The following is a 20,261-nucleotide window of genomic DNA, read 5'->3' on the forward strand; positions in this document are numbered from 1 at the left end:
TTCCGGCCCGGTCGCCGACTGCCCTCCACGGGCAGCACCGACTACTCACTTTCGTCAGTAGTGACGTCCGATCGTCGCTTCTAGGGTGAGCGTGTGCCCATCACTTCGATCGACGTACGCGCACGCCTGATGTCGCGCCGCGGTGCCCTTGTCGTGCTCGCGCTCCTGGTGTGCGCGGCGATCCTGCTCAGCGTGCATTGGACGTTCGGCATACCCGTCCTGATCCTCGCGTTCCTCGTCGGCCGCGGCCCGCTACCGGCGTCGATCCTGTTGTCCGTCGTGGTCGCCCTCACCGTGACGGGGCCCTGGTACCGGGGCCTGGACCCGTCCGATGTCGAGACCTGGATCAGCGTCACGACAACCAACGGCTTCCAGCTACTCGCCCCCTGGCTGGTCGGCAGGTACGTGCGTGACCGCCACGCTCTGAAGGCCGCGCGGCGCACGCAGGCCGAGCAACTCGCGGAGAGCCAGCGCGCGTTCACCGCCGAAGCGCGTCTCCGGGAGCGAAGCCTCATCGCGCGCGAAATCCACGACACGGTCGGCCACGAGCTCAGCCTGATCGCGCTCCGTGCCGGCGCGCTCGAGGTAGGCGTCGGCGCCGCGACCACGAGCGACGCCGCCCGACAGGTACGCGAGGCGGCGACCCGCGCCTCTGAGCAGCTGGGTGACATCGTCGGGCTCCTCGGCGAAGGCGAGTCCGCGCCGCTACGCCCGGCTCACGACGAGGTCGCGGACGTCGTCGACCGCGCCGGCGATGCGGGTCTCGACGTCAGCCTGACCTGGAACGGCACGCGGGAGTCGCTGTCGCCGCTGGTTCAGCACACCGCGGTCCGGGTCGTTCAGGAGGCGCTGACGAATGCAACCAAGCACGCGCCGGGCTCGCCCGTCACCGTCACGATCGTCATGGCCGACGACAGCATCGAGTTGGAGATCCTCAACGAGAGCTCGGCCGGCGATGCGACCACGCAACGGCCAGGAGGACGGGGCCTGATCGGCCTGACGGAGCGAGTTCGGCTGCTCGGTGGCACGTTCACCGCCGAGCCCACGGCCGGGGGATTCCGCGTCACCGCGTGGATCCCGCGGGACGGCCATGTCACCCAGATCGACGACGCAGACTCGTCGATGTACGACCCGTCGACACTGGACGCCGTCGGCGAATCCCGCTCCCGAGCTCGCCGAAGCCTGCTCATGGCCATTGTCGTACCCGTGGCGATCGTCGTCGTCTCTACCGTCGCGACGGTCGGCTACTTCACGTTCGCGACGATATCCTCGGTGCTGACCCCGGAGGAGTTCGCCACGATCGAGGTCGGCCAGCCACGTGAGGAGGTCGAGGAGTTCTTGCCAGCGGTCGAGATGCTCGAACCACCGACGGATCGACTCGATCCACCCGCAGCGCCCGATGCGGACTGCCGCTACTACGAGAGCGAAGTCAGCTTCTTCGACCGCCGCGACGTGTACCGCATCTGCTTCGCCGACGGCGCCGTTGCATCGGCAGACGTGATCCCGGCGTCCGATCAATGACCGACGACAACGCGCAGGCGCCGGAGCAACGCATCCGGATCGTGCTCGCCGACGACGACGTCATGGTGCGCGAGGGCGTACGCGCCATCCTGTCCGCCGACTCTGCGATGGAGATCGTCTCGGAGGTCGGCGACGGACGCAGCGCCGTCGAAGCCGTACGACAACACCGTCCGGACGTCGTCTTGCTCGACATCCGGATGCCGGTCATGGACGGCTTGTCCGCGGTCGCGTCAATCCGGCGTTCGGTTCCTGAGGCGGCGGTGATGATCCTGACGACGTTCTCTCTCGGCGAGTACGTGGCGCGCGCTGTGGCCGACGGCGCGGCGGGCTTCGTCCTGAAGGCGGGCGCGCCGCGCGAGCTGATCATGGGTGTGCGCGCGTGTGCCGACGGCGCTGCGTACTTCTCGCCGCCGGTGACGCGGTGGCTCGTCGACCAGGCGGGCCCCGACCGGATCGCGCGACAGCACCGTGCCCAGGATGCCATCGCGGGACTGTCCGTACGCCAGCGCGAGGTGCTCGCCGAGATCGGCCGCGGACGCTCGAACGCACAGATCGCGCGGGCGCTGCACCTCGTGGAGGGCACCGTCAAGGGGTACGTCAGCGCGATCATGTCCGAGCTCGGCTCGGAGAACCGCGTACAGGCCGCGCTGGTCGCGCACGAGGCCGGCCTGACGCGGGAATCCGAGTGACGCGGGCGCGCGTCGATCCCGCACATCCCACGGCAAACGGTCACCCGCCACGGCAAGTTTGACTTGGGAAAGCGCGGATTCCCTTGGATCCAAGGGAATCCGCGGGCGGAGTCACGCACCGGCCGGTCATGGCCGATCGCGCAGCTTTCGTTCGGCTTCCTTGGCGGCGAGCTTCTTGCGGTGGTTGTAGTCACGCATGCGTTGCGGATAGCCGACGACGGCGGCGTCGTAGCTCGGGACCTGAAGGTCGTTCGCAAACTTATGTGCCCACTCGGCGGACGGAACTCGGCGACGCGTCCACTCGCCGTCCTTGGCGACCAGCAGCAGGGTCGTCTGCGTGACGGTCGTCTGTGGCTCGACGAAGCCCTCGACCCCGGTACGCGTGCTCACGAACTCGGCGAGGTGCTCCCGGTCGACCTTCGACGAGGAACGGTCGGAGACGGCAGCACCCGACGCGGTCTTGTTGCGCTTGCGTCGGAACCATGCCATCGACCTCACCCGCCCTTCGATCCGGATATGTCCAGTGTGCCGCATGAGCATGCCATGCCGGAGCGAGCCGCACCCGCCGACCCGGGTTCCGTCCAGCCTCCGCGCCCATGCGTTGGCGCTCGGTTTGCCGCTAGACCCGCGTCACGCGAAACTTGCGCGCAGTGACAAGATGACTGCAGGTGGCGAAGATCTCGCCCCGACCCGTTCGCGTACGGAGGCAGATGTGGCGGACCACGCCGACAGCAGCTTTGACGTAGTGATCCTCGGAGGCGGCAGCGGCGGGTACGCATGTGCGCTTCGCGCCGTGCAACTCGACCTCAAGGTCGCATTGATCGAGAAGGCGAAGCTCGGCGGCACCTGCCTGCACAACGGCTGCATCCCCACCAAGGCACTCCTGCACGCAGCGGAGGTCGCCGACGCGGCGCGCGAAAGCGAGACCTTCGGCGTACGTGCATCGCTCGACGGCATCGACATGGCGGGCGTGAACAAGTACAAGGACAACGTCGTCAACCGCCTCTACAAGGGCCTGTCCGGCATGGTCAAGGCCGCCGGCATCACGGTGTACGAAGGCGACGGCAAGCTCGTCGGCACCCACACCGTCGAGGTCAACGGCGAGCGCGTCACGGGCAAGAACGTCGTCCTCGCGACCGGCTCGTACGCGCGTACGCTCCCGGGTCTCGACATCGGCGGGCGGATCATCACCAGCGACGAGGCGCTGACCCTGTCCGAGGTTCCGCAGAGCGCAATCGTCATCGGCGGCAGCGTGATCGGCGTCGAGTTCGCATCGGTGTGGAAGTCGTTCGGCGTCGACGTGACGATCGTCGAAGCGCTACCGAACCTCGTGCCGATGGAAGACGCCGCGCTGTCGAAGCACCTCGAGCGCGCGTTCCGCAAACGCAAGATCAACTTCAAGACGGGCACCAAGTTCGAGAAGGCCGAGCAGACCGAGACCGGCGTACGCGTGACGCTGGAGTCCGGCGACGCGCTCGAGGCCGACCTCGTCCTGGTGGCAGTCGGGCGCGGGCCCAACACGGCCGGCCTCGGATACGAAGAGCAGGGCATCACGCTCGACCGCGGCTGGGTGCCGACCGACGAGCGGCTCGCGACGAACGTACCCGGCGTGTACGCCGTCGGCGACCTCGTCCCCGGCCTGCAGCTCGCACACCGCGGCTTCGCACACGGCATCTTCGTCGCCGAGGAGATCGCAGGTCTCAACCCGATGCCGGTCATCGACTCGGGCATCCCCCGCGTGACCTACTGCGAGCCGGAGGTCGCGTCGGTCGGGCTCACCGAGGCGCAGGCGCGGGAGAAGTACGGCGACGTCGACACCTACGAGTACAACCTCGGCGGCAACGGTAAGAGCCAGATCCTCACGACCGCCGGCATCGTCAAGCTCGTCCGCGAGAAGGACGGCCCGATCGTCGGCGTCCACATGATCGGCGACCGGATGGGCGAGCAGGTCGGCGAGGCGTCGCTGACCGTCAACTGGGAGGCGTTCCCCGACGACGTCGCACAGTTCATCCACGCGCATCCGACCCAGAACGAGACGCTGGGCGAGGCGTCGCTCGCACTCGCCGGCAAGCCACTCCACGCCCACAGCTGAGCCTGCCCGCCAGACGCAGCCCGTCAAGACAAGGACAGACAGGGAACATCATGTCAACTCCGGTCACACTCCCGGCCCTCGGTGAAAGCGTCACTGAAGGCACGGTCACTCGCTGGCTCAAGCAGGTCGGCGACACGATCGCGGTCGACGAGCCACTGCTCGAGGTCTCGACCGACAAGGTCGACACCGAGATCCCGTCGCCCGTCGCCGGCACCCTGCTGGAGATCAAGGCCGACGAGGACGAAACGGTCGAGGTCGGCGCCGAGCTCGCCGTCGTAGGCGAGGAGGGCGAGTCGAGCGGTTCGTCCGACACACCGGCCGCGCAGGAGCCAGAGTCGCCGGCCGAGGAGCCGCAAGCCGAGGAGCCGCCGGCACCGGAGCCAGCCCCCGAGCCGCAGCCCGAACCTGAGCCCGCGCAGCCCGCGGCTTCGTCGGGCGACAGCTCGTCGGGCACGCCCGTCACCCTGCCCGAGCTCGGCGAGAGTGTCACCGAGGGCACGGTCACTCGCTGGCTCAAGCAGGTCGGCGACACGATCGCGGTCGACGAGCCACTGCTGGAGATCTCCACCGACAAGGTCGACACCGAGATCCCGTCGCCCGTCGCCGGCACCCTGCTGGAGATCAAGGCCGACGAGGACGAAACCGTCGAGGTCGGCGCCGAGCTCGCGATCGTCGGTGGCGGCGACGCCGCTCCGGCATCGTCTGGCGCCTCCACTCCGGAGGCCGCGCCGCAGTCCCAGCCGGAGCCCACCCCGGCACCTGCCCCGTCGCAGCCTGCCCCGGCCGCACCGGCACCTGCTGCATCGGCGCCCGCTGCCCAGCAGGCACCGGCACCGCAGTCGGCACCCGCAGCACCGGCACCGCAGTCGGCACCTGCCGCCTCAGGCAACGGCAGCGGCGATCGTGCCTACGTCACGCCGATCGTGCGCAAGCTCGCCAACCAGCACGGCGTCGACCTGTCAACGGTCTCCGGTTCAGGAGTCGGCGGTCGCATCCGCAAGCAAGACGTACTCGACGCCGCGAAGAAGCCGGAGCCAACGCCCGAGCCCGCCGCACAGGCACCCGCACCCGCCGCACAGTCGGCGGCGCCGACACCGGATCGTTCGGGTCTGCGCGGCACGGTGCAGAAGGCCAACCGGATCCGCCAGATCACGGCCACCAAGACCCGCGAATCGCTGCAGGTCTCGGCGCAGCTCACCCAAGTGCACGAGGTGGACGTCACCAAGATCGCCCGCCTGCGTGAGCGTTCAAAGGCGACGTTCCAGCAGCGCGAGGGTGTGAAGCTGACGTTCCTGCCGTTCTTCGCCAAGGCAACCGTCGAGGCACTGAAGCAGCACCCGAACGTCAACGCATCGTACGACGAGGACGCCAAGGAGATCACGTACCACGGTGCGATCAACCTCGGCATCGCCGTCGACACCGAGCAAGGCCTGCTGTCTGTCGTGATACACGACGCCGGCGACCTGAGCCTCTCCGGTCTCGCGCAGCGCATCGCCGACCTCGCCGCCCGGGCGCGCAGCAACAAGTTGAAGCCCGACGAGCTCGCCGGTGGCACGTTCACGATCACGAACCTCGGCAGCAACGGCGCGCTGTTCGACACTCCGATCCTCGTGCAACCGCAGTCGGGCATGCTCGGGACGGGCGCGGTCGTCAAGCGCCCGGTGGTGATCAGCGACGGCGACGGCAGCGACACGATCGCGATTCGCTCGATGGCGTACCTTCCGCTGACGTACGACCACCGCCTCATCGACGGGGCTGACGCCGGACGCTTCCTGACCACGATCAAACGGCGTCTGGAGGAAGGCAACTTCGAGCCCGATCTCGGGCTCTGACCCGACCGGTTCGAAGATGCGCTCGGCCCGTCGACCCGGCACTATGATCCGATGAAGTATGTCATCGGCGGTGCCTCGGGTCTGACGGGCACGGCGCTCTGCAACGAGCTGCGGAGCAACGGACACGACGTGGTCGCCCTCGTCCGTCGCGATCCGCGAGGTCCGGACGAATCCCGTTGGGATCCTTACCCGGGCTCGGTCGACCACGAGCTGATCGGATCGGCCGACGTCGTCGTGAACCTCTCCGGCGCCGATCCGCGCCGTCCCTGGACACCCGCGTACAAGCGCCGGATCCTCGATTCCCGAGTATCCGCGACCCGTACGCTCGCGCGGGCCGTCGCAGCGGCCACGACGAAACCGGTGTTCCTGAGCGCATCGGGGTCGACGGTGTACGGCGCGGAGCGCGGACCCGAGGTGCTCACCGAGACCTCGCGGGCCGGCAGCGGGTTCCTCTCCTCGGTCGCCCACCAGTGGGAGGAGGAGGCGTCGGCCGCCGCCGATGCCGGCGCGCGGGTGTGCCTACTGCGTACGACGGCGATCCTCGATCGCTCCGGCGGCTTGTTGCAGCTGATGCTGCCGGTGTTCCGACTCGGCCTCGGCGCGAAGTTCGGTGACGGTTCGCAGTACTTCTCCTGTCTGTCGCTGCGCGACTGGGTGGCCGCAGTCATCCGGTTGGCCGAAGACGACTCCATGCAGGGTGCCTACAACCTGGCTTGTCCGCAGACGCCGACCAATGCGGAGCTCACGCGCGAGCTCGCCCGGCGTCTGCACCGCCCCGCGGTCTTGCGGGCTCCGGCCACGCCGATGCGATGGGTACTCGGCGAACAAGCAGTCGCCGTTCTCGGCTCGTCGCGCGTGCGGCCTGCGCGCCTGCTCGATGCCGGGTTCGAGTTCCGTGATCCCGATATCGGCTCGGTGCTGGACGCCGCGCTCGGTTAGCGAGCCACGGCGCGGGCGTCGGCGAGCAGCCGCAGATGGCAGAGCAGCCGCACGGTCGGATCGTCCAGGTCGATCTGCGCAACGCTCGCGATACGTCGGAGTCGATGCCGCAGCGTATTCGGATGTACGTACAGCGAAGCGGCCGCCGTACGTACGTCGCCGTGTGCCTGCAGATACGCGAGCAGAGACTCGCACAACGCACCCTGATGCGCGGCGTCGTACTCCCGCAGCCGGGCGACGGCAGGGTCGTCGAGTTCGGGATGCGAGCCGAGCAAAGCGAGGGTCTCGCCGAGCAGGATCTCGGAACGCAGGTCGGCGAGGGTCGCGATGTCCGGCCCCTCCCGCGTGCGGCCCAGTGCATCGGCCACTCGGTCCGCCTCGGCGCGCGACTCGACGACGGACGACATCGGCAGTTGGCTGCCGACACCGGCGACCGCGCGTACGTCTGGCCGCCGGTTGAGCACCGCGAGCGCACGGCGTGCGGCCTCGGTGGCCGGGCTCGATCCGCCGCCGGCGGCCAGAACGTAGATGCGTCCGCGCGCCGAAGTGACGAGCGTCGTCGCTCCGTCGCCCGCCGCCGACGACGCCCCGATCGCAACCCGCTCGACGATTTCGGCGGTCGGCTCGCTCGATCCGGTCACGGCTATCGCGACGACGGCGCATTTATCCGACAGCGAGACGCCGAGCTGTTCGGCGACAAGGTCCGGCCGGGCCGTGCCGTCGAGTGTGCGGGCGAGCAACGCGCGCCGGTCGCGGGTGCGCTCGGACAAAGCCGGGCGCGCTCCGATGAGGTACTCCGCCGCGACCAGCGATGCCCCGCGCAGCGTCTCGGCTGCGTCGTCGGCGAGCGGAGTCGCACCCTCGGCCACCCAGATCGTGCCGAGGTTCGTACGCCCGGACCCGATGCCGATCACCAGTCGGCCGCTGATGCCGATCTCGGGGCGTTCCTCCAGTCGGACGACATCATGACCCTCACGCACCTTCGCGTACACACCCCACTCACGCAGCAGCGCGAGGTACGGCTCGGGACCTTGCAGCCCGAGGATCGTCTGGCGCCGGAGCTCGTCGGCCTGCTCACTCGACCGCGAGTACGCGAGAACCCGCGCAACTGGGTCCTCGATCGTGACCGAGCCGTGCGTCAGCTCCGCGACGGTCTCGGCGAGGGCGAACAATCCCGAAACGGGTAAGTCCGCATGCACGGCGGCGGCGTCCTCGACGCCCGCTCGCAGCTCCTGAACGAGCGTGATGAGCTGCTCCCAACGCATCTGCGGCTGCACCCCGAGCAGCGCGACGCCGCCCTCCTCGGCGGCGCGTACGAGCTCCTGCGGCGGTGGCGAGTCGAGTTTCATCGCGACCGCTGTCGCTCCGTGGCTCGCCGCAGCCCGGAGGAGCCGCTCCCCCTGTCTGCCCCGCGTGCCGATCGCGAGCACGAGCGCATCGGTGAGGTCGTCGCCGACGTCGTCGGGATCGAGGATCGTGAGCCGCGCAAGCGATCGTTCGAGATGACCCGCCGGCACGTACGTATCGGACAACGGCTCGCCGACGACGAGCAGCAGCTGGCGCAGTCGTACGACCTGCGGGGCGAGCTGCTCAGCCATCTCGATCCTCTTGTCCGTTCATGACAACCTCGACGACCGATGTTAGCCGATCGAACAACGACATCGGCCGAGTTGCGGACGACACTGGAGGTACGCCGACCGAAAGGACCGACATGGACGCCGTGACTCATCCCCCCGAGCCCCGCAATGAGCCCGTCAACGACTACGCACCGGGCACTCCCGAGCGCGACTCGCTCGAAGCGGCGTTGAAGGTCGTCGGCGGTACGAAGCATGAGCTGACCTCGACGATCGGCGGCGTCCAGAAGTTCTCCGAAGGCTCGACGATCGATGTCGTCGCCCCGCACAACCACGGTCATGTGCTCGGCACCATGGGCAACGCGACCCACGCCGACGCAACCGCCGCCATCGAGGCCGCCGCTGCGGCCGCCCGCCCGTGGCAGGAGATGAGCTTCGACGACCGCGCCCAGGTGCTGTTGCGCGCCGCCGACCTGCTCACCGGCCCATGGCGCGACACGATCAACGCCGCCACCATGCTCGGGCAGAGCAAGACCGCGTACCAGTCCGAGATCGAAGCCGCATGCGAGCTCGCCGACTTCTGGCGCTTCAACGTGCACTACGCGCGCCGCCTGATCGCCGAGCAGCCGATCAGCACGCCGGGCGTCTGGAACCGGCTTGACCATCGTCCGCTCGAAGGCTTCGTGTACGCGATCACGCCATTCAACTTCACCGCGATCGCGGCAAACCTGCCGACCGCGCCGGCGCTGATGGGCAACACCGTGCTCTGGAAGCCGGCGCCGACCCAGACCCTCGCCGCACACCTCACGATGCGCCTGCTCGAGGCGGCCGGTATGCCGCCGGGCGTCATCAACCTGCTGACCGGCGACGGGCTCGCGGTCTCCGAGGTCGCGCTGACGCACCCCGACCTCGCAGGTGTGCACTTCACCGGTTCGTCGGCGACGTTCCAGCATCTCTGGTCGACCGTCGGCGCGAACATCGGCGGCTACCGCACGTACCCGCGGATCGTCGGCGAGACCGGCGGCAAGGACTTCGTCGTCGCGCATGCCAGCGCCGACCCCGATGCGCTTCGCACCGCACTCGTCCGCGGCGCGTACGACTACCAGGGTCAGAAGTGCTCGGCCGCGTCTCGCGCGTACATCGCCCGCTCGGTGTGGGAGCAGGTACGCGACGGGCTGGTCGACGAGGTGCGTTCGCTGCCGATGGGCGACGTCGCCGACTTCTCCAACTTCCTCGGCGCGGTGATCGACGACCGCAGCTTCGCCAAGCTGAAGGCGGCGCAGGAACGTGCGAAGGCGACACCATCGCTCGAGGTACTCGCCGGCGGCAACGCCGATGACAGCGTCGGCTACTTCGTCGAGCCCACCCTCGTCGAGGGCACCGACCCGCACGATGAGGCATTCACGACCGAGTACTTCGGCCCGTTCCTCGCCGTCCACGTGTACGACGACGACGCGTACGCCGAGGAGCTCGAGCTCATCGACAGCAGCACGGCGTACGGACTGACCGGTGCGATCGTCGCCGACGACCGCGCGGCGATCGACCAGGCACGCGACGCGCTGCGCTTCACCGCGGGCAATTTGTACGTGAACGACAAGCCGACCGGCGCCGTTGTCGGCCAGCAGCCGTTCGGCGGCGGACGCGCTTCGGGTACGAACGACAAGGCGGGTTCGATCCTGAACCTGCAGCGCTGGGTCAGCCCGCGCTCCATCAAGGAGACGTCGGTGCCCCCGACGAGCTCCGGTTACCCGCACCAGGGCTGATCACGATGGGCATTCTGCGATCCGGATTCGTCACCGCATCCCGCTCGCCGCGCCTGCGGTCGGCGGCCGAGCACTCCTCGTTGCTCAGCCCGGTCGTCGATCGCTTCATCGCGGGCACCGACGTGGATGCCGCGATCAAGGCCGCCCACGAGCTCTCGGCCGACAGGTACGTCAGCCTCGACCATCTCGGCGAGGCAACGACCGACCCGAGTGCGGCAGAGTCGACCGTCGCCGCGTACGTGACGCTCCTGCGTCGACTCGACGACGAGGGGTTGACGCCACGTGCCGAGGTGTCGGTGAAGCTGTCGGCGCTCGGCCAGGCGCTCGACGCCGACGGAGAGAAGATCGCGCTGGAGAACCTCTTGGAGGTCTGCAAGGTCGCTGCCGAGGTCGGGTCGACGGTCACCGTCGACATGGAGGACCACACGACAACCGACTCGACGCTGCAGATCGTACGAGAGGCGCGCGGTGACTTTCCCACCCTGGGCACCGTCCTGCAGGCTTCACTGAGGCGTACGGAGTCCGACTGTCACGACCTGTCCGGACCGGGCTCACGCATCCGCCTGTGCAAGGGCGCGTACGACGAACCGATCTCGGTTGCGTACCGCGCGAAGGAAGAGGTCGACGCTTCGTACGTCCGCTGCCTGCGGATCCTGATGACCGGTCAGGGCTACCCGATGGTCGCGACCCACGATCCGGCATTGATCACCGTCGGCGAACAGCTGGCGATCGCATCCCAGCGGTCACGCGATGCGTACGAGTTCCAGATGCTGTACGGGATTCGGCCGGCTCATCAGACCGAGCTCGCCGCCGCCGGGCACAAGTTGCGGATCTACACGCCGTACGGCACTGAATGGTACCCGTACTTCATGCGCCGTCTCGGCGAGCGTCCGGCGAACGTCGCGTTCTTCCTCCGCTCGTTCGGCAACCGCAGTTAGGGTGTGACGACAGCGACTGGCACGATGGCTCCTCCCATCCCCGTCGATCGAGGAGCGACCAGCCCATGCCCGCGCACCGTGCCCACCACATCGCGATGGTCGGAGTGCCCGCTGTCAGCCACGTCCTACCGAGCCTCGAGATCATCCGAGAGCTGGTCGCCCGCGGCCACCGCGTGACGTACGCCAACGATCCGGCGGTGTCCGACCTGATCGCCGGCACCGGCGCCGAGCTCATCGAATGCAGCTCGACGCTGCCCGTCGCGGACAACGACTGGCCCGACGATCCGATCGCCGCGATGAGCCTCTTCCTCGACAACGCGATCCACAACCTGCCTCAGCTCGAGGCCAGGTACGGCGACGATCCGGCAGACCTCTACCTCTACGACATCGGCGGTTACGCGATCCGCGCACTCGCGGAGGTACAGGGCCGCCCGATGGTTCAGCTCTCGCCGTCGTTCGTCGCGTGGGAGGGTTTCCACGACGAGGTCACGGCTCAACTCCGTCAGCTACCGGGCGCCGACGACTACCGCGCCCGGTTCGCGCAATGGCTTGCCGACGCCGGCGCCACCACGACCGACATCGACGACTTCAGCGGCGTACCGGGACGAGCCCTTGCGCTGATCCCTCGGGCGATGCAACCGAAGGCCGACTCGGTCGATGCCGAAGCGGTCACCTTCGTCGGACCGTGCTTCAACGCCCGTACGGAGCCGGAGACCTGGGAGCGTCCCAGTGAGGCCGACAAGGTGCTGCTGGTCTCGCTCGGGTCTGCGTACACCCGCCAGCCGGAGTTCTACCGCCAGTGCCTGGCAGCGTTCGGCGGGCTGCCCGGATGGCATGTCGTGCTGCAGATCGGCAAGTACACCGATCCCGGCACGCTCGGCGAGATCCCGTCCAATGTCGAGGTGCACTCCTGGGTGCCACAGCGCGCGATCCTCGACCAGGCCGACGCATTCGTCACCCACGCCGGCATGGGTGGCTGCAGCGAAGGGCTTCTTGCGGGCGTACCCATGATCGCGGTCCCACAGGCGGCAGACCAGTTCATGAACGCAGACAGACTCGTCGAGCTCGGTATCGCCCGCCGCATCGACACCGCCGATGCCACGGCGGAGGCTCTACGTACCGCGCTGATCGAGCTGGTGACCGACCAGGACGTCACGCGTCGATCGGACCAACTGCGCGCCGAAGCACAGGCAGAAGGCGGTACGCGACGCGCAGCCGACCTGATCGAAGACGTGCTGTCGTAGTCAGCCGATCAGCTCGAAGTCGCAGTGGACGCCTTGCGCGGCGGCAAGTCTGGCGTCACAGGTGAGGAGCGGACACGACAGCCGCTCGGCCAGGGCAACGTACGCCGCGTCGTACGTGGTCACGTTGTGCCGAAGCTCCCAGATGCGCTCGAGCAGCGGCGCGATGGCCAACCGACGAATGCTGATGCGTCGGAGATGCCGAAGCGCCTCCGACGCAGCCTCGGCCGCCACGGGATTCGCGTGCGCGATGCCGCGCAACGCGGATGCCACCTCGACATCGAGATGCGCCGGCGCGAACAACAAGCCGCCTGACGCCAGTCGTGCGGCAGCGGCAGTCCTGCGGGGATCGTCGGTGTAATACGCAGCCAAGATCGAGGCGTCGACGACGGCCATGGTCACGATGCGTCGCGAACCTTACGTATCGCGGCCACGACATCCTCGATCGAGACGTTCATCCCCGTCGGAGGTTCATACAGTGCCAGGTAGTCGACCATGCGCGAGGAGGCGGCGATCTCGCTCAGCCGGTCGACGACGTAGGCGTTGAGCGACTGACGATTCGCCGCCGCGTCCTCGGCCAGAGCCTCGTACACGTCGTCGGGTACGTCCCGGAGGTTCATCCGCCGCATGGTGCCATTGTGGCACCACGCGTCGTACGGCTCAATGGGATTCGATGCCATCAGCCGGCCACCCTGCTGATCGCGGTGATTCGCCAACCGGCGTCAACCCGTCTGAGCGCGATGAGGTGCTCGCTCGGCCGATCATCCGGGAGCGTGCGCCACGGCCCGGCGTCCTCACGTACGCGCACCCGACCTAGTCGGTCGACGACGCGCAGGCGCACTCGACCGTCGGTGCGGGCGGCGACTTCGACGTCGCGTACGCGCATCGGCACGGCATCGAGGTGCAGACCTCGTCGGGCGTACTTCTCGATGAGGTCGGCATCGGCACGGCGTACTGCCGAGCCTGGCGCGTACACGCGGTCGAGCAGGCTCGGATCGCCGCGTACGAACGCACGCGCTCGCGCAGCGTCGAGCGTACGCAGCACCGATGCCCAGCGAGCATCGTCGGGCGCATGCGCGGGCTCGCTGCTGGCCGGCGCGCAACCGACAAGCAGCACGAGAGTGAGCAGAATCGTCTTCACACCTTCAGCATGCCGCCGTCAGCGCTGCGTTGGCCCGCTGTCCACAGGGCAATTCCATCGCCGCGTTACGCTGAGCCGGTGACCATCTCCGCCGAGCGACCGCAGTCTCGTGCGCACGCCGGGTTGCAGATCCGCTATGACGGGTTCGCCGACGACGCCGTCGACTACCAGCACGCGTGGGCTATCCAGCGCGACCTGCATGAGCGGCGTGCGGCCGACGAGATCGACGACATCGCCTTGTTCGTCGAGCATCCGCCCGTCTACACCGCGGGCAGGCGCACGAATCCGCTCGACCGGCCGACCGACGGCACTCCCGTCGTCGACGTCGACCGGGGTGGCAGCGTCACGTTCCACGGGCCGGGCCAGCTCGTCGGCTACCCGATCGCCAAGCTCCCCCAGCACGTCTACGTCGTCGACTACGTACGCCGTGTCGAGGAGGCGCTCATCCGCGCGGTCGGCGATCTGGGCATCACCTGTGGCCGGGTGAAAGGCCGATCCGGCGTGTGGGTACCCGCCGACGAGCGTGGCGCCGAACGCAAGGTCGCGGCGATCGGCGTACGCGTCGCACGCAAGGTGACCATGCACGGGTTCTCGCTCAACTGCGACGTCGACCTCGCGTGGTACGACCGGTTCGTACCGTGCGGCATCCACGACGCCGGCGTCACCTCACTGTCGAAGGAGCTCGGCCGTCGCGTCGGTGTCGAGGAGGCGGCCCAGCTGGTCGAGCCGCATCTTCGCGAGCTACTCAGCTGGCACGACTTCGACCGCTCCCCCGACATCAACGCCGCCGACTCGAGCACCGTCACGTACGGCATCACTCCGGTGGTCAGTCCGCCCGGATCTTGAACGCCTCGCGGTAGCCGATCGACCCGCCCGTCTTGAGCAACGTCCGCTCGTACAGCCGAGTGCCCACTCGTACGAACACGACCGCCGAGGCGATGGTCACGACGACCGCGAGGCCGATCTGCCAGAACGGCACGTCGCCCTCGACCATTCGACCAGGCATCAACATGCTCGAAACGACCGGGAACATCGACACCACCGTCTTCACCTGCTCACCGGCGAAGATGGCGACGAGGTACGGCGCGAACAGGATCACCTGACCGGGCAGGGTCGTACTCTGCAAGTCCTGTTGACGGCTCGCGATCGACCCGGCCACCGACCAAAGGCTCGCAAGCGTCACAAACCCGAGTACGAAGAACAACACGTACCACGCCGCAGCCGGCCCGACGCCCGACAGCAGATCCGTACGGCCCGTGGCTGCTAGTCCGGCGAGGCCGACCGCGACCACCAGCACAACCTGCGCGAGACCGAGCAATGTGTTGCCGGCGATCTTGCCCCAGAGCAGAGCGCGGATCGGCACAGCGGCGGCCAGGATCTCGACGACCCGGCTTTCCTTCTCCTGTACGACGCTCTGCGAGATCATCATGCCGAAGCTCAGAGCCGTTACGTAGAAGATCAATGCGAAGGCGAACGCGATTCCCGAACGAGCACCGGACGTGTCGGCGTCGGGGTCGAGCGAGCGTTCGGACAGTGTCGTACCGGCCCGCAGCGCATCCAGGTCGACACCCTGCTGTTGGGCGTTGGCTTCGACGCCGACCTGCGACACCACATTCGTGAGCGCGGACTGCAAGGTGTCGTCGGCAGAGTCCTCGGCAACGAGTTCGAAGCCGTCGTCATTCGGCAACAGCGCAACGTCGATGTCACCGTCGCGTACTGCCTTCTCGGCATCATCGACCGTGTCGAACTGTTTGGCCTTCGCCGCGTCGTCGGAGTCGGCGCCAACGATGGCATCTGCTGCCTTGACGGTCGTCGCGCCTTGGTCGTCGATGACCCCGACGTCGTATGTCGTCGATTTGCCGCCGACGATCTGCATGATGACGAAGATCGCGGCGATCACCACCAGCATGAACGCCGTACCGCCGAGGAATCCCTTATCGCGTAGGCGTGTGCTGATCTCGCGACCGGCCACGATCCGCCAGGTTGTGTTGGTGTTCATCAGCTCACGACCTCCGCGAAGATCTCGGACAGCGGCTGTGTCGCCGGAGCGAACTCGGTAACCTTGTCTCGGGCAACCAGGGTCTGAAGTACGTCGGCGGGCTCCGCTCCGTCGAGCTCAACCAGCGCCGACGGCCCGTCTACGTCGAGAACGCGTACGCCCGCTATGTCACGCAGCCAGGCCGCGTCGCCGGCGGCGAGACCGACTCGGTAGCGCTCGATGCCTGTCGCGCGCAGCTCGTCCTTCGAGCCGTCGGCGACAACCGCACCGTCGGACAGGATGATCAGGTCGTCGCACAGCCGCTCGACCAGCTCCAGTTGATGGCTGGAGAACAGCAGCGGCACGGTCGGCGCCACCTCGACCCGCAGTAGCTCCACCATTGCCTCGACCGCGATCGGGTCGAGACCGCTGAACGGTTCGTCGAGCACCAATGCGATCGGCTCGTGCACGAGTGCCGCAGCGATCTGTACGCGCTGCTGGTTGCCGAGCGACAGCGTGTCGAGCTCGTCGTTTGCGCGCCCGTCGACGCCGAGCTGACTGAGCAGGTGCATCGCCCGCTCATGCGCCGCCTGCGGACTGTAGCCGTGCAGCCGCGCGAAGAACACGAGCTGCTCCAGCACCTTCATCCGCGGATACAAGCCGCGTTCCTCCGGCATGTATCCGAACTTGCGCCGCAGCTCGGTCGTGACGGGCTCGCCGTCCCACAGCACCGTGCCGTGCGAAGCGGCGAGCACGCCGACGATGATGCGCATCGTGGTCGTCTTGCCCGCGCCGTTGGCGCCGACAAACCCGGTCATGCGCCCCGCACGTACGTCGAAGGAGACATCGTCGAGAACCGTCACGTCCCCGTACCGTCTGGTCAACTGTCGAACACTCAACATGGCATCGACACTATGAGTCGTACGCGCACGTGTCGTCAGCCTGGCGGTTGACCTTGCGCATCCGTCCCGAGGTTGACGCGGCGGTTGTCGGCCGTCCCGATTCCACCGGCGCGACTACCCGCCTGCCCACCTCGGTTCGCGCTCGGCTTTCCTCGCCCCCTTCGGCTGGGCAAAAGACGCGGCGACGCGCGGAGCCGTCACTTCGGTTCGGTTGCGTGGCGTCTTCCCCGTCACTTTAATATGGGATCGGGGTAACGTTCGGTTTCGGTGTCACACCCGTAGCGGCAGCCACGTACGTACCAACGGGCACGGCAACCTCCCACTTTGCACGGCGTATCTGCCATGCAAAGCGGCACTTCACCATGTTTACTTGGTAAACCGCCACCACCGACCCCGCAAAAGCCAACCGAATCCGGAAAGCCGGCAAGCAACCCAGCCCCGTAGCTGCGGCTCCCGCGTCGCCGCGTCTTTTGCCCGGCCGACGAGGTAGCGAAAGCCGACAGCGAGCCGGAATCGGGCAGAAGGTTGGTCGCACCGAAGGAGCGGGACAGCCGACGGCGGCGAGAACCGAAGCGGCGGGTAGTCGCGCGGTTAGAAGCGGGAGAGCCGACAGCGACGAGAAGCGAAGCGGCGAGTTGGTCCCACCGAAGGAAGCCGCAAAGCCGACAGCGTGCGGAGCCACGCAGACGGGAAGCTGCCGACCGATTAGCGAGTCAGTCGGTCTGCGGCGCCACGAGCCCCGACTCGTACGCGGCCACAACCGCCTTCACCCGGTCGCGTACGTCGAGCTTCATCAGGATCCGGGAGACGTGCGTCTTCACGGTGGCCTCGCCGAGCACGAGGTCTGCGGCGATCTCTGAGTTGCTGAAGCCGCGCGACATGAGCACGAGTACGTCGCGCTCGCGGTCGGTGAGCTCCGACATCCGATCGGTGTTGCGGACGACCTGACCCGGAGCGCGAGCAAAACGCGAAATGACCCGCCGGGTCACCTCTGGCGCGAGCAGCGCATGGCCGTCGGCGACCGAGCGGATCGCCGAGACGAGGTCGTCGGGGTCGCTGTTCTTCAACAGGAACCCGCTCGCGCCGGCCTGCAGGGACTCGAAGAGGTACTCGTCGCTGTCGAACGTCGTCAGGATGACCACCTTCGGGTCACGCGTACGCGAGGTGATCTCGCGGGTCGCCTCGATGCCGTCCATACCTGGCATCTGGACGTCCATCAGCACGACATCCGGGTCGTGCTGGGTGACGGTCTCGATCGCCGACTTCCCGTCGGACGCCTCGGCCACGACCTCGATGTCGTCTTCGACAGACAGGATCATCGTGAATCCCGCCCGGATGAGGTCCTGGTCGTCGGCCAGCACTACCCGAATCGACCCGCTCACTCGGCCACCTCCAGTGGCAGTCGTACGCGTACTCGGAACCCGCCGCTCGGCCGTGGCCCGATCTCGGACTCGCCACGGTGCAGCTGCGCCCGCTCGCGGATGCCCTGCAGACCCCAGCCCCCATCGCGCGGGACGGTCTGTTTACGCGGCGAGCCGTCGTCGGTCACCTCGACCTCGACCTTGCGAGTCCCGTCGGCCGCGACGTAGCGCAGAACGACCTTCGCCGACGTCGCCGTCGAATGCTCGCGTACGTTCGACAACGCCTCCTGCACGGTGCGGTAGATCGACAACGCGGCCGTGCCGGACACGTCGAACGGCTCGCCGACGACGACGAGCTCAGCATCGAGCCGCTCCCCGGACGACTCGGCGACCAACACGTCGAGGTCTTCGAGGCCGGGCTGTGGCGAGCGATCGCCATCATGCTGATCGGTCTCGTACGCCCGCAGCAGACCCACGAGCTGGTGCATCTCGGAGACCGCGGTACGGCTGGAGCCTTCGATCGTGCGCAGCGCCTCGGAAGCCGACTCGGGCGCTCGGTCGAGTAAGCGTCGAGCACCTGCGGCTTGAACGCCGATGGTGCTCACGTGGTGTGCGACCACGTCGTGCAGTTCGCGGGCGATTCGTACGCGCTCCTCGGCGACTGCGCGCTGCGCATTCGCCTCCTGCTCGAGCCGCAGCTGCTCGGCGTACGCCTGCAGCTCCGCGCGCTGCCTCGCACCTCGCCAGGCGACCATGCCCCAGGCGATCGCGCCGAAGAAGTAGATGATGTTGATCATCACCGAGTAGACGATGAGAGCGACGGTCGGGTCGAGGAGCCCCGGTGTGACAAGCGGCGGCGTGAAGTCGTCGCCGCCGAACTGCCAGCCGACCCAGGCGAACATACCGATCACGACGAGCGTCGAGACGACGTAGAGCTCACGCCGGCGGCGCGACCACGCCCAGGCGGTGTACATCGCCATGAACATCGCGATCTGCACGAAGACGGACGTACCGAGGTACATCAGCCTGACCCCGAGGCCGAAGAACAGCAACGAGGTCAGCACCAGAACCGTCAGCGGGTACGTGCGGCGTACACACAGGACCAGGCCGAGCGCGGCCGCCCACAGGTAGCCCTCGACGTCGTGCCAGCCCATGTCGAGACCGGCCATGCCGCTGTACTGCAGCTCGACCGCGAACACGCTGAGCACCGCGATGGCCACGCCCACCAGCGCGTCGTTGCGCCGCTGCCGAGGGGTAGGCCTGTCCCGTAGCCAGGTCTCAGTGTGTGTCGCCACCCGCCCGACCATACCGACCACCGCGTACGCTGGGCCGCGTGACTATCGCACCTGACGGCCGCAAGATGCTCCGCCTTGAGGTACGCAACAGCCAGACGCCCATCGAGAAGAAGCCGGAGTGGATCAAGACCCGGGCGAAGATGGGTCCGCAGTACCGCGAGCTGCAGGATCTCGTGAAGAGCGAGGGCCTGCACACCGTCTGCCAGGAGGCGGGCTGCCCCAACATCTACGAGTGTTGGGAAGACCGTGAGGCCACGTTCCTGATCGGCGGCGAGCAGTGCACCCGCCGCTGCGATTTCTGTCAGATCGACACCGGCAAGCCGGACGACCTCGACCGCGACGAGCCGCGCCGGGTCGCCGAGAGCGTGCAGCGCATGCAGCTGCGCTACTCCACCATCACCGGCGTTGCCCGCGACGACCTTCCCGACGGCGGTGCCTGGCTGTACGCCGAGACCGTGCGCGAGATCCACCGGCTCAACCCCGATACGGGCGTCGAGAACCTCATCCCCGACTTCAACGGCAAGCCGGATCTGCTCGAGGAGGTCTTCTCCTCCCGCCCCGAGGTGCTGGCACACAACGTCGAGACGGTGCCTCGCATCTTCAAGCGGATCCGGCCGGCGTTCCGCTACGACCGCTCGCTCGACGTACTCACCCAGGCCCGCGCGTACGGACTGGTGACGAAGTCGAACCTCATCCTCGGCATGGGCGAGGAGCGCTCGGAGGTCTCGCAGGCGATGCGCGACCTGTACGACGCCGGCTGCGAGCTGCTCACGATCACGCAGTACCTCCGCCCGTCGCCGCGCCACCACCCGGTCGAGCGGTGGGTGAAACCGGAAGAGTTCGTGGAGCTGAAGGACGAGGCCGACGAGATCGGCTTCGCGGGCGTCATGTCCGGGCCGCTCGTGCGCTCGTCGTACCGGGCCGGGCGGCTCTACCAGCAGGCGATCGAAGCACGCGCCGAGCAGCAAGGGGCCCCGACCGCGTAGGCTGGACCC

General features: G+C 67.9%; 19 protein-coding genes. 10 read left to right on the plus strand and 9 right to left on the minus strand.

What is annotated here, in order from left to right:
* Positions 1–93 precede the first annotated feature (93 nt).
* Positions 94–1,521, plus strand: a complete 1,428-nt coding sequence (locus MU582_13415) for a histidine kinase (protein ID UPK73435.1) — start codon at positions 94–96, stop codon at positions 1,519–1,521.
* Positions 1,518–2,210 (plus strand): response regulator transcription factor, encoded by a 693-nt coding sequence (locus MU582_13420; protein ID UPK73436.1) that lies wholly within the window; start codon positions 1,518–1,520, stop codon positions 2,208–2,210. The genes MU582_13415 and MU582_13420 overlap by 4 nt, the downstream gene beginning before the upstream one ends.
* 126 nt (positions 2,211–2,336) lie before the next feature.
* On the opposite strand, the gene MU582_13425 is transcribed toward MU582_13420, so the two are convergent.
* Positions 2,337–2,699 carry a hypothetical protein gene (locus MU582_13425; protein ID UPK73437.1) on the minus strand — a complete coding sequence of 121 codons (363 nt, stop codon included), beginning with the start codon at positions 2,697–2,699 and terminating at the stop codon, positions 2,337–2,339.
* 223 nt (positions 2,700–2,922) lie between these two features.
* On the opposite strand from MU582_13425, the gene lpdA reads away from it, so the two are divergent.
* Genes lpdA through MU582_13440 form a run of 3 tightly spaced genes read left to right on the plus strand, consistent with a single transcriptional unit; the run spans position 2,923 to position 7,073 of the window.
* Complete coding sequence (gene lpdA, locus MU582_13430) at positions 2,923–4,302, plus strand: dihydrolipoyl dehydrogenase (protein ID UPK73438.1); 1,380 nt, start codon at positions 2,923–2,925, stop codon at positions 4,300–4,302.
* A 50-nt stretch (positions 4,303–4,352) separates the two neighbouring features.
* Complete coding sequence (gene sucB / locus MU582_13435) at positions 4,353–6,134, plus strand: 2-oxoglutarate dehydrogenase, E2 component, dihydrolipoamide succinyltransferase (protein UPK73439.1); 1,782 nt, start codon at positions 4,353–4,355, stop codon at positions 6,132–6,134.
* 51 nt (positions 6,135–6,185) lie between these two features.
* Positions 6,186–7,073 carry a TIGR01777 family oxidoreductase gene (locus tag MU582_13440; GenBank protein UPK73440.1) on the plus strand — a complete coding sequence of 296 codons (888 nt, stop codon included), beginning with the start codon at positions 6,186–6,188 and terminating at the stop codon, positions 7,071–7,073.
* Here MU582_13440 and MU582_13445 read toward each other — a convergent pair.
* Positions 7,070–8,671: a helix-turn-helix domain-containing protein gene (locus tag MU582_13445; protein ID UPK73441.1), complete on the minus strand. Its 1,602-nt coding sequence runs from the start codon at positions 8,669–8,671 to the stop codon at positions 7,070–7,072. The genes MU582_13440 and MU582_13445 overlap by 4 nt on opposite strands.
* 113 nt (positions 8,672–8,784) lie before the next feature.
* Here MU582_13445 and pruA point away from each other — a divergent pair, with 113 nt between their 5' ends.
* The 3 genes from pruA to MU582_13460 all read left to right on the plus strand — a co-directional run bounded on the left by pruA (position 8,785) and on the right by MU582_13460 (position 12,592).
* On the plus strand, positions 8,785–10,410 hold the full coding sequence (pruA, locus tag MU582_13450; protein ID UPK73442.1) for an L-glutamate gamma-semialdehyde dehydrogenase: 1,626 nt from the start codon (positions 8,785–8,787) through the stop codon (positions 10,408–10,410).
* 5 nt (positions 10,411–10,415) lie between these two features.
* Positions 10,416–11,348 carry a proline dehydrogenase family protein gene (locus tag MU582_13455; protein UPK73443.1) on the plus strand — a complete coding sequence of 311 codons (933 nt, stop codon included), beginning with the start codon at positions 10,416–10,418 and terminating at the stop codon, positions 11,346–11,348.
* A gap of 65 nt (positions 11,349–11,413) precedes the next feature.
* On the plus strand, positions 11,414–12,592 hold the full coding sequence (locus MU582_13460) for a glycosyl transferase (protein ID UPK73444.1): 1,179 nt from the start codon (positions 11,414–11,416) through the stop codon (positions 12,590–12,592).
* Here MU582_13460 and MU582_13465 read toward each other — a convergent pair whose 3' ends face one another.
* From MU582_13465 to MU582_13475, 3 genes are read right to left on the minus strand one after another with little or no spacing between them, the layout of a single operon-like run.
* Positions 12,593–12,985, minus strand: coding sequence for a type II toxin-antitoxin system VapC family toxin (locus tag MU582_13465; protein ID UPK77172.1), 393 nt, complete (start codon positions 12,983–12,985; stop codon positions 12,593–12,595). It lies immediately after the preceding gene.
* A 2-nt stretch (positions 12,986–12,987) separates the two neighbouring features.
* Positions 12,988–13,269: a hypothetical protein gene (locus MU582_13470; protein UPK73445.1), complete on the minus strand. Its 282-nt coding sequence runs from the start codon at positions 13,267–13,269 to the stop codon at positions 12,988–12,990.
* Positions 13,269–13,730, minus strand: coding sequence for a hypothetical protein (locus tag MU582_13475; GenBank protein ID UPK73446.1), 462 nt, complete (start codon positions 13,728–13,730; stop codon positions 13,269–13,271). The genes MU582_13470 and MU582_13475 overlap by 1 nt, the downstream gene beginning before the upstream one ends.
* A 78-nt stretch (positions 13,731–13,808) precedes the next feature.
* Between MU582_13475 and lipB the strand changes: the two genes are divergently transcribed.
* Positions 13,809–14,576: a lipoyl(octanoyl) transferase LipB gene (gene lipB, locus MU582_13480; GenBank protein ID UPK73447.1), complete on the plus strand. Its 768-nt coding sequence runs from the start codon at positions 13,809–13,811 to the stop codon at positions 14,574–14,576.
* Here the strand turns inward: lipB and MU582_13485 are convergent.
* The 4 genes from MU582_13485 to MU582_13500 all read right to left on the minus strand — a co-directional run bounded on the left by MU582_13485 (position 14,557) and on the right by MU582_13500 (position 19,266).
* Positions 14,557–15,729, minus strand: coding sequence for an ABC transporter permease (locus tag MU582_13485; protein ID UPK73448.1), 1,173 nt, complete (start codon positions 15,727–15,729; stop codon positions 14,557–14,559). The genes lipB and MU582_13485 overlap by 20 nt on opposite strands.
* Positions 15,729–16,571, minus strand: coding sequence for an ATP-binding cassette domain-containing protein (locus tag MU582_13490; GenBank protein ID UPK73449.1), 843 nt, complete (start codon positions 16,569–16,571; stop codon positions 15,729–15,731). The genes MU582_13485 and MU582_13490 overlap by 1 nt, the downstream gene beginning before the upstream one ends.
* Positions 16,572–17,323: 752 nt before the next feature.
* Complete coding sequence (locus tag MU582_13495; protein UPK77173.1) at positions 17,324–17,929, minus strand: response regulator transcription factor; 606 nt, start codon at positions 17,927–17,929, stop codon at positions 17,324–17,326.
* Positions 17,930–17,988: 59 nt separating this feature from the next.
* Positions 17,989–19,266, minus strand: coding sequence for a histidine kinase (locus MU582_13500; protein ID UPK73450.1), 1,278 nt, complete (start codon positions 19,264–19,266; stop codon positions 17,989–17,991).
* Positions 19,267–19,304: 38 nt separating this feature from the next.
* Between MU582_13500 and lipA the strand changes: the two genes are divergently transcribed.
* Entirely contained in the window at positions 19,305–20,252 is a 948-nt protein-coding gene (gene lipA / locus MU582_13505; GenBank protein UPK73451.1) for a lipoyl synthase, read from the plus strand.
* The last annotated feature ends 9 nt before the right edge of the window (positions 20,253–20,261 follow it).

The sequence above is a fragment of the Nocardioidaceae bacterium SCSIO 66511 genome, assembly GCA_023100825.1.
GTDB lineage: Bacteria > Actinomycetota > Actinomycetes > Propionibacteriales > Nocardioidaceae > Solicola.